Genomic DNA, 19,491 nt, shown 5'->3' with positions numbered 1-19,491 from the left:
TGTGATAACGTACCATCGCGAGCCCACGTTACAGGCACAAAACACACAAAGCCTAAAACACGCTTAACTCCTTTAGCAAGCTTTGGGTACTGGACGCGACTAGCGTTTAACACTTTACCAAACTCGTTGAAATTCAATATCAGCGGTACCGCTTTGGTCGTTACCTTATGAGGTGTGTGCTTTGTCAATATTTAAAAGCCAGAAGGCCCTTGTAGAGATTGCGCTAATTCTTGGTGTTTTCTCATTGTGCACCGGTGAATTCGCCGTCATGGGATTGCTTTCCAATTTGTCCACAGCTTTCGACAAGCCTGAAACCACTGTGGCTCACCTGATCAGCGCCTACGCTCTCGGCGTAGTTGTCGGTGCACCTATTATGGTGCTTGTCGGTGTTTACCTCAAAAAGCGAAATCTGATCTTGTTTTTGCTGGGGATCTATACCGTCTCCAATGCGCTAAGCCTTCTGGCGCCTAATTACGAAACCCTGCTGCTTTCGCGTTTGATTGCCGGCTTCCCTCACGCCGCATATTTCGGAGTTGCCGCAACCATTGCTGCTTCAATGGCACCGTTTAACAAACGGGGTAAAGCCGTGAGTCGAATCCTGTTGGGCATCACCGCCGCCATTTTGATCGGAGCACCGGGTGCCACATACCTGGGGCAAGCAATGGGATGGCGTTGGGTGTTCGGAGGCATAACCGTCCTCAGTGTTCTGAGTGTGGTGTTGCTCTACCGCTATGCTCCAGATGTCGAGAATGAAGCCCGGATGGACTTTCGAGCTGAAATTGCATCCTTCAAAAACACTCAGATTTGGTTAGCTCTCGCCATCGGTGCTATCGGATTCTCCGGAATGTTTGGTGTCTACAGCTACCTCGCTCCCACCGTCCTTCATGTCACCCATTTGAGCGAAAACTGGATCGCACCGATGCTAGCGGTGTTCGGCGTCGGCACCATGATTGGCAACCTGGCTGGCGGCTGGCTCTATGACAAGTACAAATTCTTGGCCGTAAATCAGGTCATGATCTTCAGCGTCGTTGTTCTACTCGCTTTCCCGTTGCTCTCCGAGTCAGTGACCGGAATCACCGCCGGTGCGCTTATGCTGGGCTGCATGGTTGCCCTGACACCCGCCCTGCAGATGAGGCTCATGGACGTGAGCAGGCATGGCCAGTCCCTGGTTGCAGCGTCCAACCATGCCGCACTGAACTTTGCCAATGCGCTGGGGCCGTGGATCTGTGGTTTGGCAATCAATGCCGGTTGGGGTTGGACTTCAACCGGGTACGTCGGTGCGGCTATGGCATTAGTTGGATGCCTGATCTACTTGCTCGCCCGAGCATTAGAGAAGCGATCGGAGATCACCGCTGATTGATCAGCACTACTCGTGAGCCTGGGTACTCATCTGACTATTCCGGCTCACCTTGACTCTCAAAAACCTTAATTTCCATGAGTTTATTGGAAATATCTATTACATAAGAAGCCGCATCACTGAGCCCCTGCTCGCTGCCATCCCAACGCCACCAAGATCCAATAGTGTCAACGAGCTTCCGCAATGCCCTAGCATTTCTTTCACCTTCCGAAACGCCCATGTCTTGCGAGATAGCAAAATACATGTGGTCACAGAAGTCTTCCCAATCATCCACTTCCGAGCGAAGAGTTCCTGGCAAGACCTTGACGATCCGATCAGTCGCTATCAGCGCATCCCACATATCATTCTCGGGTCGCTGTAATTGCTGAGAAACATGAAATGCGATGAGCTTACGCCAATATTCATCCGGAGAGATGCATCCTTCGAGAGCTTTGTATAACGCATGAGCAAAGTTGTTGTAGTGCCAGCGTAAAGCAGCAGACAGGATTTGCTCGCGCCCCTCCGGAAAGTGGAAGTAGATGGTCGGAGGTTTCACGCCAGCCGCACGTGCCAAACTTCGCATAGAAACATTGGAAATCCCTTCGCGCGTAGCAACCCGAAGAAAGGACTCGAGGATGACCTGTTTGCTTTTCGTTAATTCATTCCAGTCGAACGTATTAAGGTATCCCTTTAAACGCTCAAGCATAACCAATGTATTTTCACTGCTGCGCATAATCCCCTACCAACCTTGTCACCCCTCATCAACACGCTTGACCTTACCACATAACCAGGGTTCAGCTGCTACAAAAGACCTTCTCACGCCTGAGTGATGCTAGTCACCCAGGCGCAAAGGTAAGCTCACCCGTGATGGGCTCGACCAAGCCTCGCAAACGTTTCAGGCTTGGTTTTGCGATAAAAACCAGCCAGTATCATACCCACTACTTGAACAACCAGTATTGCGTAGAGCATCCATACCCGTTCACCTGGCTCCCCCCCGACCAATAACTCAAAGTGTTTAGCGACCAAAACCATCAAGCTAACAAAAAATATTGTTGAAACAGTGGGCGCCAAAAACGACTTGAGGAAGCTAGCTTTGTTGGCCCTTCCTTTTGCGAAATACCAAACCAATGCAGAGACATTGACCATGGTGAGCAGGCAAATAACACCCGCTGTTCCCACGCCAGAAAGTTGACCATAAAGCAGGTCAGGCTTCACCTTAAGCGTGATGAAGGGCATAAGCACTAGGAGCACTAGCACAGAAACCGACACAGAAGCCTTATAAGGCGATCCATGCTTTTCATGGACAGATGCTAAAAATGCGGGAAGCGCACCGTCTGTACCTAAGTTATACAGATACCGTGACAGAACATTGTGGATCGAAAGAATGCAGGCGAACGATGAGGTCAGGATCAGGACAGAAATCATCAAGTGAACAGGGCCCTCGGAGAAACTCGAGAGGGCGCCTGAAAACATGGACGCCGGTGAATTTGAAGCCACTGCCTGAACACTGCCCCCATACGCCATAATCATGGCAAAAGCACACAAAGTATAAATACAGCCGATGAATATTACTGCACCGTAGGTAGCCCTTGGAATCGTAGTGTCTGGGAATTTCACTTCATCGCGAAACAACGCGGTCGCTTCAAAACCCATGAAGAACGACACCACAAACAGCATGGCGAATGGCAAGTTGACACCGGGCTTACTCAACTCGCCAGGTGTAAATGCATCAACGGAAGCAATCCCTGACTCCCCGCCTCCCTGCAGTACTCCAAATGCAAAAAGCAAGCACACGATCACTTCAGCAACCATCACCCAAGTCAGAACTTTGGCAGATAGCTCCACATTCAAATATCCCAGCATCCCAACAGCGAGCCAGCAAAACAGCGCATACCAATACCAGGAAAAGGCGTGCCCAGTGATTTCCCGGTGGAAATCCGCTGCCGAAACACCGAAATACGAAGCCACACCAGTCAGAATCAGGAAATAGGCAACTGCAGCCATCAAACCGGAGCCTAGACCTGCCTCCTTACCCAAGCCATAGCTAATGAAGGAGTAAAAATCGCCAGGACGCTTTACGGTTGTATTAAGCGTCACATAGCCGACGCTAAAAATAAGTATCATCACAGTGACGATTAGAAATACGAGCGGGCTGGCCACTCCTCCAAACATTAAAGCAACAGGTATATACCCTGAAACGGTTGTGAGTGGAGCGGAGAAAGCCAGCACCGTCAGCGCCAAACTAAAAGCACCCATTTTACCCGTTAGCCTGGCACGCCCCGTTTCAGAAGCTCCAAATGCTCCCCCTGCCTCTGCAGTCATCGTCATAAACCGATCCTCGATAAATAGTTAATTCAACGTCAGCTCGGCAGATAAGGAGATGCTTCATCATTATATTTATTCAACGCAGGTTCGCGTAGACTTCCAGGATCAAGATATCAACCACCATTAACACATACCGTTTAATAGCGCTTGACATTGATACAACCTCAAACTCATTATCCATTGACACACCACCCTCTGCGAGCCAAAAAGCCCAGACCTACCAGACTATTCCCACTCGCCCACATGCTAGTCATCAAGCTAGTTCTTGAACATCAGAGGGAGCGTAATATAGTTACGAATTCGATCATCATTCAATGTCACAGGCTCTTCTGCAAGCTCGACACGAGAGTACTTGCTAGCAATGACATTAAGTGTTGCTTCAATTTCCGCCCTGCTGATTACTTGACCTGCGCAAGCGTGCACACCAACCCCAAAGGAAACGTGCTGACTGGCCTCTTGGGGCCTAGTATGATCGAACATATTAGGTCGTTTGAAAACAGTTTCATCTCTGTTAACCGCCGCGGTCATAAATCGGATACATGAGCCGGCAGGAATGGTAATACCGCGGATTTCAATATCTTCGGTGGGATAGCGAGTAAAGGATTGCTCAGGGGGATTAAGTCGTATGAATTCGTTGATCATGGCAGCCCTGGCATCAGGCTGCGCGCGATACAAATCGTAGAGATCAGGATCCCTAGCAAAATGTTCTAAAATCGCAGCTGTTACGTATGCTGGATTGGGAGCTCCAGAGAAATAGAGCAGCACCAGTGTCTGGATGACCTCCCGAGAAGTCATTTCCCCAGCCTGCTCAAGCTTGAGCATCGCGTCCAGCAATCCCTCCCCGGGGTTTGTTCTTTTCTCCTCAATCATTGCCTGACATTTAGCAAAAAGCCACTCAAAGCCTTCTTTTGCGCGATCCTTATCTGCTTGAGTTGCCGCAGGTGTTTGCATCCCAACGATTTTCAACGAGTTCAGTGCCGCAAGATCAATATCATCCTCAGCGACCCCAAGCACTCGACACATCGTCACGTGTGTCGGCACCACGCAAATATGGTGGTGCGCCTCGATATACCCATCTTCATCGATCAGATCTAGCGCGGCCTCGGCAACATCGACAGTGTGCTGCACCCAATCCTTAACCAACTTTGGCGTGAACCACTTATTCGTATGACGGCGAAGACTGGTGTGCTGCGGCGGATCATAAAACAGAATCGTATCTAGGAACACATGCCAATTATGGGGCTTGACCCAATCCGGCTCAACCATGCTCATAGCGGGATGCTTCACATACTTAATGTAATCTTCGTAGCGAGAGATTACAAAAGTACGCTCACTCTCTTGATAAACTGGGTAGTCCCGCTGCAAACGTGCATACCAAGGGTAAGGGTTTCTTCGAAAATCCGGATGCGCCCAAGGCAGTACTTCATGTGTAATATTCATCAATTAACTCCAGGCTCGAATCACGGGTAGACTGCGTCGATCCAGTCCGATGCCACTACCGTGAGCGACTTGCCGCTCGCAGCGTCGTGACGACCAACCTCGCCAATCATGGTTGCGCCTAACTCGACCAACTTATCGGAAATAGTTCTAATTGCATTATTGAAATTGGTATAGGTGCTATCGCCCAAGCCAAATGCGTAAAATCCAAGCCGACTGAGATCTGGTCGTTCATTGTTTAGCACATCGAAAAAAGGAATCGTCGTTTCAGGTAAGTCACCTTCACCATACGTCGACGTCACAACAATAACGGTTGAGCACGTAAGTAACGTTGATGCGGTAATATCTTCCATTGACTTGACCGAAACCTCGACCCCCCTTGCACTGAGATTTGCAACGATATCATCCGCTGCCATTTCAGCGTTACCACTCTCAGTACCAAAAGCCACTAAGATATCGCTCATACATTCACCTTGTTTACGAATTTAATCAAACAATATCAGCACTTGCCGTAGTAGCATCCTGCCCGCGCGCCACTCTAATCATTGCCACCAAGTCCCGGAGTTTATTTCTACACCGGTCTTTAACAGCGCTACTCTGCTCATACCGGTCAATACGGCGCCAGCCATCATAATCGACAACATTAGTTGATAGCTCATGCAGCACTGATGCACGCCCAACCTTCCCAGGCCTATTTAATCCATCTTCAAAATCCTGGCATATTTTATCTGCAACGGACTTTGCATCCTTCCTGTTCTCTGCAACAGTTCCTTTCGGGCCACGCCTCAACCACCCAACTCGATATACTGCATCACCATCGCAGTCGTTGCCAGGAATCAAATTATTCTCAGACACGCCATTAGTGAAGCCGATAGCAGTTACGACGGTATCAAATCCATCAACTTTTAAAGCACCAGCGCCCTTGCTCAGGCTTGAAATAACAGTACGCCCACCAACAAAATCCAGCTCATTGATAGTCACATCAAAAACAAGCTCGATCTCGATTTTTTCACCCTCTCGGGCCTTCATATTTTCTTTTTGCATACGAAGGATATCCGGGACGCGCCCCTGCTCCTCAGGAGCATCTTCAAAACTGACACGTATGCCTGGAAGCTTCAGTAATTCCTCAAGCATTGAACCATCGCACTTCACCATGGATGCGGGAGAGCGACTGAATAGCTTTATCTTCTTCAACCCTGAAGACTTTAATTGCGCAAGGACGTCATCTACTACATCAGAACCAAGAAACTCATCACCTGATTTACAAATCATCCGTACAAAATCGACTGCGACATTGCCGCTTCCAATGACCGCAATATCACTACCCAGTGATCGGATCTGACCGCCAACATCTTTTGGTAGGCGATGTAAAGGGTATCCATTCAATGCCTTCAGAATCTGCCCCGCTCCAATGACATGAGCTCCGGGATGAGTGGGCACATCTAAAACGGCGTCATGATTCAGGCCTGTGGCCAGCACCAAAGCATCGAACGATTCAGCAAGCTTTTGAAAGGTTATGTCCCTGCCTACGCTCACATTTCCAAAGAATTTGACGTTACCCTTTTCGAACATTTTTTCGAACTGCTGGATAACCCCTTTACTCCCTTGGTGGTCTGCCGCGATTCCATAGCGCACGAGTCCATAGGGCACAGGCAACGCCTCAAAAATTGAAATCTCAGCTTCCGGCCATTTCTTTTCAAGGAACTGCGCCACGAAACAACCAGATGGGCCTGCTCCAACAATGGCTATGGTCGGCAAGGTAGGCATTGAGATCTCCCAAGGCAAAGTGTGATGAGGCAAGAAAAATCGAAACCGCTCTAACGTTCGTTCGGTTATTGCTTGTTAGCAAAGTACATGCCAGCTCCGGCAAGACCGTTGTAGGGCGGTTCACAGGGGCTCTACGCGTAGGAAAGGACGTAAACGGTGCGTCTTGGGTCGGAAGTGAGCACTAGTAGTGCACTGCTACGGGCCCACACACCGTTGTGGAAAAGTGGCGGCCAATGGGGAGTGAAGCCACCTCAAGGCTACCCCGTTCCCACCATCTCCCCCAGAGAACCAACCGTGGAGATGTTAAAAACAAGCAAGCACTGGTAGATGCACTCAAGCGCGGAAAACTGGCGGACGCAGGTGCTGACGTGCTCGCCCCCGACAATATCGACATGATCATGTCGTTTGAGCATGCCACGCCAGACATCGCAAACACGCTCGACCTAATCGTCACTGACTTTGTCGCCGGCCAGACCGATGAGTCGATGCTGGGCGTCGGCTATTCGCCACACCGCTGGCAAACCTACGTTCTTCGTCACCTTCTTGCTGCTGACCATCGCGAGGGTGACCACCTCGCCATCCTTCGCAGCGAACAGACCGCGAGTGACCCCGTTACGCTGGCTAAGTCGGGGAGCAGCACCTCAGCCTTGCTGCGACGGAAGCCCTCTCTAAAAACCCGCTCCACGCCCTCTTTCGCCTCCTTTTCGAGCAAGCTGCCCTATCACTCCCTTTGATGTAGGAAGGGCGACTGAAAACAGCCGCCCTATGGTCTACTTGATTACTGCCTTGCGGCCCAAGAGTTGAAGCGCTGCTCCAGCTGATCCCCATGATCTGCCCAGAAAGAAGCGCTGATGGCCACTTGGTGCTCGAGGTTCGCTTCATCCGTCGGCATAGTGCTTCGACGATTTGCGTCTACCATCGAAACAGCTGCACGGTTCACTGGGCCATAGGCGATTTGCTGGGCATAGGCCTTCTGGGCCTCGGGTTGAAGAACCGACTGGATAAAGCGCAAACCCTCTTCGCGGTTCTTGGCACCCTTAGGAATTGTAAACGCGTCCATGTCGTAAATTCCGCCATTCCACACCATGCGAAGATTGCTTTCATTCTGCACCGCTGCGATGCGGCCATTGTAGGCAGAGCTCATCACCACATCACCAGAGGCGAGATATTGAGGTGGTTGGGCGCCCGCCTCCCACCACTGAATGTACGGTTTCAGTTTATCCAGCTTAGCGAACGCTCGATCTTGCCCCGCCTTACTCTCCAGAACCATGTACACGTCCTTGGGCTCTACGCCATCGGCCATCAAAGCGAATTCCAAGGTGTACTTCGCCCCCTTCCGTAGGCCACGCTTCCCTGGGATCTTTTCAACGTCCCAGAAGTCGGCCCACCCTTGCGGTGCAGTTTTAAGCTTCTCCGCGTTGTAGGCCAGCACAGTCGACCAAACAAAGAAACCAACACCGCATGGCTGTACCGCCCCATCGAGTAGTTCAGGTGTCAGCTTGGAAATAACAGGATCTTCGCCAATTTCCTCCAGCATTCCCTCATCGCAAGCCCGGATCAGCTCAGGCATCTCCATTTCCACAACGTCCCACGCGACGTTCTTGGTATCGACCTGTACCTTAACCTTCGCCATTTCACCATTGAACTCGTCGGCGATGATTTTCGTGCCAGTCATTGCGCTATAGGGCTCGTAGAAAGCTTTGACTTGAGCAGCCTTATTGGCGCCGCCATGTGAAACCACAGTCAAATCAGCGTGCGCCTGTACTGCAATAGCGGAGCTGAAGACGAGAGTGAGACCGGTACTGAGGAGTTTTGACATTATTATTGCCTCGGCTGGACGATATTTTAGACGATGGGGAACCCCAGGCCTCCGGTAGCGGGATCCGTGGGCACCTATAAAAGGTTTTAGAGTTTTGTCTAATTCACCACAATCATTCATTCGAATGAAACGGGCGCAGCGCTTCATACAGAAACACAAGAACCGTTTTTGAATACGAACGATGAAAGAACTCGCTATCGAGGGCGCCGGATGTGTAGATGATCGATACGGAAACTCCGTGATACTGTGCCGCCGGGTGAACATCACCGGGCCCGCGTTGATGGCCATCCCATGCCCACCGCTGTGTTTATCGCCACATCACCTAGCTGAGTGATCCGGCGTCATGCCCACCCGCTGCAATTTCCATAGAACGTAAAGCGATCCACAGAGCCACAACACCCTCTGTGTCATCTAATGAACGACCGGTGATTTCCTCAATACGACGGATGCGGTAGACCAAGGTCTGCTTATGCACGTTTAGAGCTTGCGCCGACTTCTGCCATGAGCGGTTGTGCTCAAGGAAAATCGTAAGTGTGTGAATCAGGTGACTGCCGTTCTGAGCATCGTAATCTGCAAGCGTACCGATCACCCGACGATACATCCTGTTTGCCTGCTCGAGATCGCTCGGCAACCAGAACGCTTCATCCAGTGCGTTGGCGTAGTCGACAATCATCCGAGCTTCTGTCGAATGGGCCAAGGCCAGACGAGCCTCTCTAAGCGCCTCTGGTACTCTGAGGCCAGAGCCAAGCACAGCGCTTATCCCTAACGAACAGCCTAAAACAGCTTGGAGCGATTTATAAGCTGCCTGGTCAGTCATCAAAATAACAAGCTCGTCCCCCGCCTGTCTCGCTAGCATCTTTACGTTTTGACGACCGAGTTCCAGCTGCCAGGTGCCCGGATCTGCATGAACAAGCCGGGCAAGCACAAGGTGTGTCGCTTCTGGAGGGCAGCCTAACTGCTCCAGCCGCTCCGATGCAGCACGCTGGGCAAGCCTCATGTTTAGAAGATCATCTACCAGTTCGGAGCCGAGCCGCAGCATACGCTCGTGCTCACTTTGAACACGCTCAAGCTCAATGGCTAACACCGAGCCGATATGGTGCAAAATGCCGTAGTCCAAGAGCTGGCCACCTGTGGCTAGAATCGCGCACTCAGGTAACGCAGGGAGTGCCATTACTAAGGCCTCATTCTCCCCGTCATGGCAGCGCGTTAGATCATAGGTGAATCGTGCCCGCGAACCGATCACTTCTCGCCATCGTTCAGGTAGGGGCGCGAGCCCCTCCTGCCAAGGGCACAGACTGCGCGTGTCAAAAAGGTAGAGCTCTGCGCAGACATCTGCAGAAAGCCTGAGCAACAATCCGTTTAGGCCGAGGTGCCGCAAGCCAATCCTGGCGCTCTCGTAGAGCCGCACTACGGCACGTCGTCGCTGATCTTCTGCCTGCTGCCTAGCATCGACAATGGCCCTCGTTACTGCGGAGAAAGGCACCGAGTAATGAGTGATCAAGATTGGAAAACCTAGCAGCAACGCCTGCTCACTTAACCCAGTGAGATCGTCTGGAGCCTGCATGTTCTCCCCAATCATCATACCGGCTACTTGCGCCTCGAAAAGACGGGTGACATACGCTCGCTGCTGATCGGCCTCGCGGGGAATTCCCATGCCCGTGGTCATCAGCAGGTCACCGTCCCCTAACCACTCACTGGGATCGGCTAATTCGCATACGTGCGCCCAGCGCAACACTCGCTGGGTACCCTGCGCACCGGTCAATAACCGGGTACGCAGAGATACGTTGTCGATAATGTCCTGGATGCTAAAAGACATGGTATTTGACTGCCACAATGGAGATGCTCAAACGTCCAGCGGCGTTGGTGACTCATCGTCACCAACGCCGCCAGATTCCGCTTCCACCCTAGCAGCGACGCCTACAAGCCGTCGAGCCAGAACGGTGGCATGTAGATCAATTAGTGGCCAAGCCCAGCGAAGCAGACTGCTGTAAAGACTTACCTTTGGTTTCCGGAGCCCACGCCAGGCAGACAAAGAACGCCAAGAGCGTAATACCTGCACCGATCAAAAGCGTCGCTTGTAGACCGATGGATTCGATACCAATTGGCATCAGGTAGGTACCCGTTGCAGCACCGATACGGCTGATACCAACGGCCACGCCAACAGCAGTCGCACGCACGGACGTCGGGAACAACTCGTTCGGATAGATCCATTCCAGAATACTCGGCCCGCCAGAAACAAAGGCGTAGAAGGCAAAAGCACCGATGATGAACCAGGCAGGGGCATCGGCCCACAGCCCGAGCGCGAACAGCGGTAAAGCCATGAGCGCGAACGGTACCAATACCATCGGACGTCGCCCCCAAGTTTCCACCAGCCTCAATGCAGGTATCACGCCAATGGCAAACAGGATTGCAATCAGCAGTTCGCCCAGTGTCGATGCGTTGACGCCTTCAATGCCGGCAGTGATCAAAATCATCCCACCGAAGGTGTAGAGCACGTACTGAGGTGTGATCTGGGCAAAATAGAGCACGCCACACATAATCGTGCGTTTGAGGTAGCCACCAGACGATATCAACTTGAGGTCAGACATGATGGAGCGTGGACGCCCCCCATCATGGAGCTGGTTGATATCCGCTTGGGTGATCTTTACCGACTTGCCGTAGACCTTGAGGATGACCTCCTCTGCTTCCTTGATACGGCCTTTGCTGGCCAGCCAGCGTGGCGACTCAGGGATGCCACGACGCATGATCACGACAATAAGACCAACCACAGCACCGCTGAACAGCATCCAACGCCACAGGGAGTGGTCACCGCTGAATTTCACTACCAGATAACCAACGACAAAGGCAGTCATGGCTCCAACCGACCAAGCCAGCCCAGACAGGCCGATCATGAAGCCGCGTCGCTTGGATGGTGTGAACTCGGTGAGAAGGGAGGTGGCAATCGGATAGTCCGCGCCGACCGCGAGGCCGATGACGAAGCGCAGCAAGATCAATTGCCAGGCATCGGTCACAAAGGCACTCAGACCGCATGCGACGATGAGTACGGTCAGATCCAGTGCATACATCGTTTCGCGCCCGATCCGGTCAGTGACCGCACCGAACACTGTCGCGCCGAAGAAAATGCCCAGCAACGAAGCGGCACCGATGAGGCCAGTCTCAACTGGTGATGCCGGAATGTCGTGGGCAAAACCGATGAGAGCAATACCGATCAAACTGAGGATATAGCCGTCCAAGAATGGGCCACCGCAGCACGCAAGCAGTAACTTGCGGTGAAACTTGGACACAGGCGAGTTTTCGATGATATCGAAGACGCTCATAATACAACCTTTATTATTGAAGTTGTGAAAGGCGAAAAGTTAGTCAACCGACAATGAAGTAGTGCTTAGTTACCGTTTCCTCAATGATCCAAATACCCGTGGTATTGGGAGCGAAGTAGGCAGCATCGCCCGCTTGAAAGTGAATGATTTCACCTTCATCTGGATTGAAAGAACCCTTACCGCTGATGAAATAGCTGTACTCAGCCTGGAGAACTTGGCGACGCCAGCTACCTGGCGTGCATTCCCATACACCTAACGAGAAGCGCGGATCTTCTACTACTTCATCTAGGGCTAGACAAGTCTGAGAAACCGCATCCCCCAGAGGCTGTGCGACTGGCGTCAATGCTGAGAACTCAGTATCCGCAGCAAGGCGTTTAATGATTGGGGTCATGTTATGGCTCCTCTTATGTCAGGCTTTGTCTTCAAGTCCGGCGGGGGCAAGCCCGGCCAGCATTCGGTCAATTGCAGATGGTCGAACGCCACTCATTTCGGCCCGCTCCTTGCGAATGACGGCATTTCGAACGAGAGTGCCCCCCACGTAGCGGAATGGCTCAGGTGGGAAGGTTTTGCAGTCACGGCCAACCAATGGGCAGGTGCTCCATTCATCCCGGCTGCAAAGGGCAAGGCTGGCTAGAATTCGGCCACCGAGGCGGCTTGGGCCCACGCCGTTTCCGCTCCAGCCTATGCCGTAGTGAATGTTCGTGCTTCCCGACAACGTGCCGAAAACTGGTAGGCTGTCATAGGTACGATCAATCGGGCCAGACCAGGCATTGGTAAGCCGTGTCGAGGCCAGCTCAGGGTACGTACGACGGAAGTCAGCCTCGGTCAGCTCGATGCTCTCCGCGTGCTCACTGAAGGTGCTGTTGATTTGTGAGTTGTAGGCCAGAGCCCCGGTACCTTTCCCAAACGCAATACGACCGTCCCGGGTAGTCCGGTAGTAGTCCACCATCAACTGCGAATCGGTGATTGACTCCTGCCCAGTCCAGCCCATTCTTTTAAGCTTTTCAGGGATCGGTTCAGTTACAACAATGGAACTGTTCACAGGGACGATAAGCTTGGACAGCTCCGGAATCGAAGCAGCCCAGGCATTGCTGGCAAGCACTACTGAAGTGGCGTTCACATGCCCCTTGTCTGAGGTCAGGCGCACCGATGCTCCCGGCTCAATGCTGGTTATCGGCGTTTGCTCGAAAATCCGAATACCTGCCTTCTTTGCCACCTCTCGCATGCCTCGAATCAGAGCGCCCGGCTGCACCGTCGCATTGCTACGCTCATACACCCCCGCAAGATGAACACCCGAACCGGTAGCTTTTGCCACCTCCTCCCCCGAGACACGGGTGAAGGGTTCGACGCCGAGACGTGCACACATGTCCAGCGTACTATTCCAGCTATCAATGTGGGCCGGAGTTGTCGCCGTCCAGAGCCAGCCCTTACGGACGTAGTGCGCATCGATCTGATGCTGGTCGCAGAACTCGCCCAGTTCACCGATAGCACGCTCAGCGGCGTGCGCCAGGAACAATGCTTGCTCATGGGTACAGAAGCTCAACAGGGAGCCGATCTTCGGCCACCAGGACATGACGAAACCACCGTTGCGTCCCGAGGCCCCACCTCCGCAAATATCCTGCTCCAACACAACGATGTTGATGTGGGGATCACGCTCCTTGAGCGTGAGCGCAGTCCACAGGCCAACAAAACCACCACCGACGATTGCAACGTCAGCGTTGTACTCACCCTCCAGGGACGGTGTGGGCTGAAGGTTTTCCTCCAGACTCTGCAGCCAGTAGCTACGCGTCAAAGGTTGAGAAGGGGACAGGCGCATGGGGTTGGTTCCACTGTTTTGTTTTCCACAGTTTCCCGCGCCTTGAGCTTCGCAACTATTGGGCAATCTTAGGAATATGACCTGAACCGTTCATATGATCGAATGAGACCAGATCGGGGCATACGTGACGTATGGTGGATGTGGGTGACCGAAGCGTTTGTGGCTAGCTTCTCAAGAGCTGCGGCGAGCAACTCCGGCCTGACGGATATAGAATCCCCGGCAACAGCGCTTTTCTGCTGAATGCTAAAGCTCGGGATTCGAGAGCAAATGCCTCGCTGCGCACCCGATGAAATTCTGATGTGGTCTCACTACGCCGAGTACCACAAGGGTTTTGCATCGAGTACAAAATTGATGAGTCCTCCCCGCTGAAGACTATGGCCAAACCGGTGCAGTACACCGATGTCTACCGGTCACTGTCCGTGAAAAACCTGCCTGCCGGCGCCACGGAAAGCTTTTTGGATGCCTGCCTGTTCACCAAGGCCAAGCAATGGCGCTACGAGAAGGAATGACGCTCGATCATGGATTTTGGCGGGAAACTTTATCAAGCTTCAGCGCTCCACCTAGTATCAGTTGGGCAATGGGGCGCCTAGCGCAAGGGACAGTGTTGGTCGCTTTTCACGATCCTATGGATCAATTCAAGCGGGAGGCAACGAAACCTTCTACTGGGGATGATGTGGAAAGGGCCGGCTCGGTAGGTTCGGCCCATTTCACCATTTTAGAAGTTTAAGGTGTAACGCATGATCAATCGATTTTCATTAGCGCTATCCGCATAGGTCGATCGGTTCGTAGCGTTACGCCATTGGAACGAAACGCCCTTTGCAGGCCCACTCTGGATGACATAAGAGATGTCAGTGACCCGCTCCCATTCTTTGCCATCCTCCCCGTTTAGACGCAGAGAGGCGGCTTGGCGGCTTGTCAGCAGAGTAGGATCAACATCATCACCTTTCATGTACCTGGTGGTAAACAGCAAGCCAGGCACACCCAAAGCAGCGAAGTCAAAGTCATACCTCGCGAACCAGACGCGCTCGTTGGGGGCAGTGAATGTGCTGACCAGCGATTCGCCGAATAGGTAGCTATCTGTGCCGTTTACAAACGTAAATGGCGTGTCGCCCCAAGCCTTTTGGTAACCGCCGCCGATGGTGTGCCCTTTAATGCTATAGGCGAAATAACTACTCAGCGTTCGGTTGTCCACCTCACCTAATTTTTTGGAGCCGGTTTCGCTAGCATCGAACAGGCGAACATCCGCGATCACATTGCCTTCCGAAACCGGCTGGATAACTTTAATCCCAGCGAAGTAGGATTTGTAGAGGTCTTCAAGCTCGGCGGCGTGCAAGCTGAATGTCATGTCCTTTGCTGGCTTGAAGTCCAATGCCATGTAGTTATAGTGATCAGCCTCAACCGGAGCATAGCCAGTAGCTGTGAGGGATTCGAAATCGGTGGAATTACGCTGCTTCACGGCGTTTACCCTAATAGCCGTTACCGTCAATTTATCGATATCGTTGACGGTCAAAGACCCCCCGCGAAAAACCTGAGGCAGTAGGCGACTATTATTGCTCCAGAGGAGAGGCATTAGAGGATTCACCCCTCCTACCCTCAACTCAGTCTTGCCTACCCTCGCTTTAGCGGTAGCCACAAATTTTCCGTACTCGTCCTCCACATTCCTGCCGGAATCGTAGGCAAGCAGTCCAGACCCCGTTCTGTCAGGGCTAGAGTCAAGCTTAACCCCCAACAAACCCATGGCATCGATACCGAAACCCACTGGCCCTTCTGTGAAGCCAGACTGCAGGTTCAGAATAAAGCCTTGTGCCCACTCATCGCGCTTGGACTGCGCAGTTCCATCATTGCGAAAATCACGATTGTAATAGAAATTCCGAAGCTCGACATTGCCTTTGAAGTCGTCCACGAACGCGGCAGAAGCATAAGGCGCGACCAACAGTGCAGCAGAACACGCTAACGACTTTTGTAAAAAAATAGACATCACAGGCACCTTGTTTTTGTTGTGTGCTTGAGCATGAGCCGCCCACCAGCGCCTCATGTAGATTCTGCCCTTGGATAGGATCAAACCGCTGCTGACGAATTAACCATTAACCACCAATCCAGTGATTGCATCCCCACTTCCGGCCAACTCTCGAAGCATGAATTTCTGAACCTTGCCAGTTGCAGTTTTTAGAAGCGCTTGGACAATCACTCGACCAGGACACTTAAACCGCGCGAATCGCTCCTGACAGAACTCAATGACTGCACGCTCCGAGGGTTGGACATGGCCCGGCTTTAATTGAACGAGAAACGATAATTCCGCCCATGCAGCTCATGCAATCCTTTGCTTATCGCTTCGACTGCTCCCCAACAGGCTGTAGAGCCGTCTCGTCCGAACCTACCGATGATTGGCACAAGCGATGAGTAAGCATTTTGAACCTGTCTCTCAGATTTACGGTTAGGTCAGATCGTGTGAAGCAGTGGCCTTCTTCCTCACCACAGCGGAGTCCGCGCGAGATTGGTTGATCATGGTCACAGCAACAGCACCTATCAGCCCGGCGAGACCGATTGCCATGAAGTTCTGCTCCAGAGGCAAGGCCATCGATACGAGTGCACCAATCAAAACAGGCGCGACAATCGCCCCGATGCGACCGACGCCCGACGCAAAGCCGACCCCAGTGGAGCGGATGGTGGAGGGATAGAAATCTCCGGCGTATGCATAGGCCAGAAGCTGGGTACCGAGCGTCGAGGCACCCACGATGAACACTACGACGAAGAGCAGTTCAGTAGAGCGCGTATAACCCAGTAGCGTGAGAGCAACCGCGCCCACTACGTAGAACACCACCAAGACGTGCTTGATGCTGAATTTATCGCTGAGCCAGCCACCGAAAATTGCACCGAAGATCGAACCGAGATTGAACACGATAACAAAATTCAGGGCGGAGCCGAGGCTGAAGCCCGCCATGGCCATCAGCTTGGTGAGCCATGAATTGAGCGCGTACACCATGAAAAGCCCGGTCATGAATGCCATCCAAATCATGACGGTGCTGTATCCACGCCCTTCCTGGAAAAGGCTTCGTACAGGCTTCTCTTGGGCAGAGACAATTTGAGGGTTGCCGACGAGTTGAGTATCATCCTTGATCATAAGGTCAGGACGGAGGCGACGGGCAATGACTTTCAACTCGTCATCCCGACCTTGTTTCAACATGAAGCCGATAGAGTCGGGCATGGTCTTCAGTATGAAGGGAATCAAAACTACTGGTAGGGCTGCCACGTAGAACACATATTGCCAGCCGTAGCTTTCGATCAGTTGCTTACCCGTGAGCGCTACCAAAATGCCTCCCACCGAATAGCCCGCGAAAACGATGGTCACCAGGCGGGTGCGAACTTTCAAGGGCGAGAACTCTCCCATCTGCGCCGTGCAGATAGGCAGCACGCCGCCGATCCCCAGGCCGGCGATGAAGCGCATGATACTGAAGGTCAGCGGGTTGTCAGTGAAACCTGCTGCAGCGGTGAATATGCTGAAGAGAGCTACACAGATTGCGATCATCTTTGGCCGACCAATACGGTCTGCCAGAGTGCCCAGGAAAATTGCCCCCAGCATTGTGCCAAACAGTGCTGAGCCAGCCATCACGCCGGCACTGGTTGCGTCAATTTGCATGTCAGCCATGATGGCTGGCAGCGCTGCGCCAACCACCGCCAAGTCGTAACCATCAATTATAAGAATCAACACGCACCAAAAAAGAATCAGCCCATGAAAGCGATTGAACTTTGATTCTCCGGCCAGCGTGTACATATTCAAAGAACTCATACCGTGTCTCCTTCAGTCTTGTTTTTGTCTTTTGAAGTCCACATACGTACTGCGATCGCAGAGCAATCGGATCTGTCCGACCACCTGGATGGAATTCCCAGCGCTGCCTATCGGGACTCTCACAGCTCGCGCAGTAGAGGCTCTCGACATCAGCGGAATTTCGCGAGGCAAAGAACTTAGCAACGTAGGCCCGGCTGCGTTTGCTAGCACGTACTCTTGCAAGTCGAACCAGCAGCAGTCTTGACGAGCGACGCTTGAGCTTTAGCAATCTCTTGGTTACGCAGGATAAAGCGTTGGAGCTTCCCACTCGGTGTTCTCGGCAGGTCGCTAACAAACTCTATTTCTCGTGGATAGGAATGAGCTGCCAAGCGCCTACGAACGTACAGGGAGAGTTCTTCGGTCAGCTCAGGCGAAGCCGTGAATCTCTGATTGAGCACAACGAACGCCTTAACCAGCTCTGTACGCTCCGCATCAGGCTTACCAACAACGGCTGCATCAACCACTGCGGGGTGTTCAATCAAGGCGCTTTCAACGTCAAATGGGCCTACACGATAGCCCGACGTGGTAATCACGTCGTCCGTGCGCCCTACAAAGCTAATACTCCCATCCGCGTTGAGCTCAACACTGTCGCCGCTCAAATAATATTGCCCGATGAAAGAATTAGTCGGCGCCCCGTGATAGCCAGAGAACCAGAACATCGGTGATTGCTTCCGATCAATCGCCAGAATTCCCGGTTGACCAGGTGGTAGCTCATTACCCACGTCATTCACCACCACGATCCGGTAGCCCAGGGAGGCAAACCCGGCTGCGCCTGGATGTACAGGGTGATCTAGTCCGTGATGGTTGCAGAGCACCATGCCCAGTTCGGTCTGACCGTAGTGATCGTGGATGGTCACTCCCAATGTATCGGCGAACCAACGGATCACCTCCGGATTCAATGGCTCGCCGGCGCTGCTCACAATTCGCAATTTCCCCCTAATGGCGCTTGTGAACTCCTCGCCGGCAGCAATTAGCAGTCGAAAGGCGGTAGGTGATCCTGCAAGATTTGTAATGCCGTACTTCCGTATTACCTGGCAGGTGCTCTGCACCGTAAACGGTCCATCGTACAAGGTGATTGAATGGCCAATCGCCAAAGGGCCCGCGATACCAAAGTAGAGGCCATAAGCCCAGCCTGGATCCGCTAAGTTCCAGAATGCATCCTCATGTCTCAGGTCTACTGACTGGCGCATATAGCTTTTAAACGCCACCAAAGCCTTAAGCGGTACCGTCATCCCCTTTGCTGGGCCCGTAGTACCTGAGGTAAACATCATGAGAAACGGGTCGTCCCCAGTCAGCATTTCGGGCTGGCACTCAGGGGGGAACTTTTCCAACTCATCCCAGAAACTCAAGTCACGACCGTTGTTTCCAATGGTGATAATGGAGGGACAGAACTCGACTTCATCTAGCTTCGGGCGGTTTTGCAGGTCCGTCACCACAACGCGTGCAGCGGAGCCTTCCAGGCGATGTTGAATGGCCTTCGGCCCGAAGGCGGTGAAAAGAGGTTGGTAAACCGCGCCAATACGCCATGTGGCCAAGATAGTGATAAGCAACTCAGCCTTTCTTGGTAGCAGTCCCGCGACCCTATCCCCCTTTTTGACACCTTGCGCTCGAAGGGCGTTAGCGAAGCGAGCAGCATTGTATTGCAGGTCTCCAAATGTATAGGTTGCACTGGTACCATCAGAGCCCTCGTAAAATAGGGCAGCTCGGTCATCTTGAGCATGCCGATCACAGCATTCGATACACGCATTGACGGCTGACAAACGTCCAGCTAGCTCAAGGTCAACAACATGCTGATAGCTAAAGCTAGTCAAAGCAGAAAAGTAATCAGGCATCACGAGCGTCCCTCTG

Annotated in this window: 17 protein-coding genes; 3 read left to right on the top strand and 14 right to left on the bottom strand. The window is 52.5% G+C overall.

Features of this window, described 5'->3' with window-relative positions; translation table 11 throughout:
* The first annotated feature begins 172 nt into the window (after positions 1-172).
* Positions 173-1,360, top strand: a complete 1,188-nt coding sequence (locus tag LJX93_RS10915) for an MFS transporter (RefSeq protein WP_410011014.1) — start codon at positions 173-175, stop codon at positions 1,358-1,360.
* Between the two features lie 34 nt (positions 1,361-1,394).
* Here the strand turns inward: LJX93_RS10915 and LJX93_RS10910 are convergent, their stop codons facing one another.
* From LJX93_RS10910 to LJX93_RS10890, 5 genes are all read right to left on the bottom strand, one after another.
* Positions 1,395-2,069, bottom strand: coding sequence for a TetR/AcrR family transcriptional regulator (locus LJX93_RS10910; RefSeq protein ID WP_186664964.1), 675 nt, complete (start codon positions 2,067-2,069; stop codon positions 1,395-1,397).
* Positions 2,070-2,194: 125 nt separating this feature from the next.
* Positions 2,195-3,664 carry an APC family permease gene (locus LJX93_RS10905; RefSeq protein ID WP_227697178.1) on the bottom strand — a complete coding sequence of 490 codons (1,470 nt, stop codon included), beginning with the start codon at positions 3,662-3,664 and terminating at the stop codon, positions 2,195-2,197.
* A gap of 255 nt (positions 3,665-3,919) precedes the next feature.
* Positions 3,920-5,101: a cytochrome P450 gene (locus tag LJX93_RS10900; protein WP_227697177.1), complete on the bottom strand. Its 1,182-nt coding sequence runs from the start codon at positions 5,099-5,101 to the stop codon at positions 3,920-3,922.
* Positions 5,102-5,121: 20 nt separating this feature from the next.
* Positions 5,122-5,562, bottom strand: a complete 441-nt coding sequence (locus tag LJX93_RS10895) for a flavodoxin domain-containing protein (protein WP_227697176.1) — start codon at positions 5,560-5,562, stop codon at positions 5,122-5,124.
* A 25-nt stretch (positions 5,563-5,587) separates the two neighbouring features.
* Positions 5,588-6,865, bottom strand: a complete 1,278-nt coding sequence (locus tag LJX93_RS10890; protein WP_227697175.1) for an FAD-dependent oxidoreductase — start codon at positions 6,863-6,865, stop codon at positions 5,588-5,590.
* Between the two features lie 368 nt (positions 6,866-7,233).
* On the opposite strand from LJX93_RS10890, the gene LJX93_RS10885 reads away from it, so the two are divergent.
* Entirely contained in the window at positions 7,234-7,599 is a 366-nt protein-coding gene (locus LJX93_RS10885) for a hypothetical protein (RefSeq protein WP_227697174.1), read from the top strand.
* A 44-nt stretch (positions 7,600-7,643) separates the two neighbouring features.
* Here LJX93_RS10885 and LJX93_RS10880 read toward each other — a convergent pair whose 3' ends face one another.
* The 5 genes from LJX93_RS10880 to LJX93_RS10860 form a co-directional block, all read right to left on the bottom strand.
* Entirely contained in the window at positions 7,644-8,684 is a 1,041-nt protein-coding gene (locus LJX93_RS10880) for an ABC transporter substrate-binding protein (RefSeq protein WP_186664976.1), read from the bottom strand.
* A 322-nt stretch (positions 8,685-9,006) separates the two neighbouring features.
* Positions 9,007-10,500: a PucR family transcriptional regulator gene (locus tag LJX93_RS10875; protein ID WP_186664978.1), complete on the bottom strand. Its 1,494-nt coding sequence runs from the start codon at positions 10,498-10,500 to the stop codon at positions 9,007-9,009.
* Between the two features lie 136 nt (positions 10,501-10,636).
* Positions 10,637-12,001, bottom strand: a complete 1,365-nt coding sequence (locus LJX93_RS10870; RefSeq protein ID WP_186664980.1) for an MFS transporter — start codon at positions 11,999-12,001, stop codon at positions 10,637-10,639.
* A 43-nt stretch (positions 12,002-12,044) separates the two neighbouring features.
* On the bottom strand, positions 12,045-12,392 hold the full coding sequence (locus LJX93_RS10865; protein WP_227697173.1) for a cupin domain-containing protein: 348 nt from the start codon (positions 12,390-12,392) through the stop codon (positions 12,045-12,047).
* Positions 12,393-12,410: 18 nt separating this feature from the next.
* Positions 12,411-13,817, bottom strand: a complete 1,407-nt coding sequence (locus LJX93_RS10860; RefSeq protein ID WP_186664984.1) for an NAD(P)/FAD-dependent oxidoreductase — start codon at positions 13,815-13,817, stop codon at positions 12,411-12,413.
* Positions 13,818-14,191: 374 nt separating this feature from the next.
* Here LJX93_RS10860 and LJX93_RS27300 point away from each other — a divergent pair, with 374 nt between their 5' ends.
* Positions 14,192-14,326, top strand: coding sequence for a hypothetical protein (locus LJX93_RS27300; RefSeq protein ID WP_261871920.1), 135 nt, complete (start codon positions 14,192-14,194; stop codon positions 14,324-14,326).
* Positions 14,327-14,532: 206 nt separating this feature from the next.
* On the opposite strand, the gene LJX93_RS10855 is transcribed toward LJX93_RS27300, so the two are convergent.
* The 4 genes from LJX93_RS10855 to LJX93_RS10845 all read right to left on the bottom strand — a co-directional run bounded on the left by LJX93_RS10855 (position 14,533) and on the right by LJX93_RS10845 (position 19,475).
* Positions 14,533-15,852, bottom strand: a complete 1,320-nt coding sequence (locus LJX93_RS10855; protein WP_227697172.1) for an OprD family porin — start codon at positions 15,850-15,852, stop codon at positions 14,533-14,535.
* Positions 15,853-15,894: 42 nt separating this feature from the next.
* Positions 15,895-16,053 (bottom strand): hypothetical protein, encoded by a 159-nt coding sequence (locus LJX93_RS27480; protein WP_414004137.1) that lies wholly within the window; start codon positions 16,051-16,053, stop codon positions 15,895-15,897.
* Positions 16,054-16,251: 198 nt separating this feature from the next.
* Complete coding sequence (locus tag LJX93_RS10850) at positions 16,252-17,604, bottom strand: MFS transporter (protein ID WP_186665018.1); 1,353 nt, start codon at positions 17,602-17,604, stop codon at positions 16,252-16,254.
* A gap of 203 nt (positions 17,605-17,807) precedes the next feature.
* On the bottom strand, positions 17,808-19,475 hold the full coding sequence (locus LJX93_RS10845; RefSeq protein WP_227697171.1) for an AMP-binding protein: 1,668 nt from the start codon (positions 19,473-19,475) through the stop codon (positions 17,808-17,810).
* Positions 19,476-19,491: the final 16 nt, after the last annotated feature.

The sequence above is a fragment of the Pseudomonas sp. HN2-3 genome (assembly GCF_020691745.1).
Taxonomy (GTDB): domain Bacteria; phylum Pseudomonadota; class Gammaproteobacteria; order Pseudomonadales; family Pseudomonadaceae; genus Aquipseudomonas; species Aquipseudomonas capeferrum.
The sequence above is the reverse complement of the archived record's forward strand: the minus strand, read 5'-3'. Positions and strand labels throughout refer to the sequence as shown.

Bases quoted from the DNA above. Each gene is read 5' to 3' on its own strand.
- LJX93_RS10910 (WP_186664964.1), bottom strand. From the start codon at position 2,069: ATGCGCAGCAGTGAAAATACATTGGTTATGCTTGAGCGTTTAAAGGGA.
- LJX93_RS10905 (WP_227697178.1), bottom strand. From the start codon at position 3,664: ATGACGATGACTGCAGAGGCAGGGGGAGCATTTGGAGCTTCTGAAACG.
- LJX93_RS10900 (WP_227697177.1), bottom strand. From the start codon at position 5,101: ATGAATATTACACATGAAGTACTGCCTTGGGCGCATCCGGATTTTCGA.
- LJX93_RS10895 (WP_227697176.1), bottom strand. From the start codon at position 5,562: ATGAGCGATATCTTAGTGGCTTTTGGTACTGAGAGTGGTAACGCTGAA.
- LJX93_RS10890 (WP_227697175.1), bottom strand. From the start codon at position 6,865: ATGCCTACCTTGCCGACCATAGCCATTGTTGGAGCAGGCCCATCTGGT.
- LJX93_RS10880 (WP_186664976.1), bottom strand. From the start codon at position 8,684: ATGTCAAAACTCCTCAGTACCGGTCTCACTCTCGTCTTCAGCTCCGCT.
- LJX93_RS10875 (WP_186664978.1), bottom strand. From the start codon at position 10,500: ATGTCTTTTAGCATCCAGGACATTATCGACAACGTATCTCTGCGTACC.
- LJX93_RS10870 (WP_186664980.1), bottom strand. From the start codon at position 12,001: ATGAGCGTCTTCGATATCATCGAAAACTCGCCTGTGTCCAAGTTTCAC.
- LJX93_RS10865 (WP_227697173.1), bottom strand. From the start codon at position 12,392: ATGACCCCAATCATTAAACGCCTTGCTGCGGATACTGAGTTCTCAGCA.
- LJX93_RS10860 (WP_186664984.1), bottom strand. From the start codon at position 13,817: ATGCGCCTGTCCCCTTCTCAACCTTTGACGCGTAGCTACTGGCTGCAG.
- LJX93_RS27300 (WP_261871920.1), top strand. From the start codon at position 14,192: ATGGCCAAACCGGTGCAGTACACCGATGTCTACCGGTCACTGTCCGTG.
- LJX93_RS10855 (WP_227697172.1), bottom strand. From the start codon at position 15,852: ATGAGGCGCTGGTGGGCGGCTCATGCTCAAGCACACAACAAAAACAAG.
- LJX93_RS10850 (WP_186665018.1), bottom strand. From the start codon at position 17,604: ATGAGTTCTTTGAATATGTACACGCTGGCCGGAGAATCAAAGTTCAAT.
- LJX93_RS10845 (WP_227697171.1), bottom strand. From the start codon at position 19,475: ATGCCTGATTACTTTTCTGCTTTGACTAGCTTTAGCTATCAGCATGTT.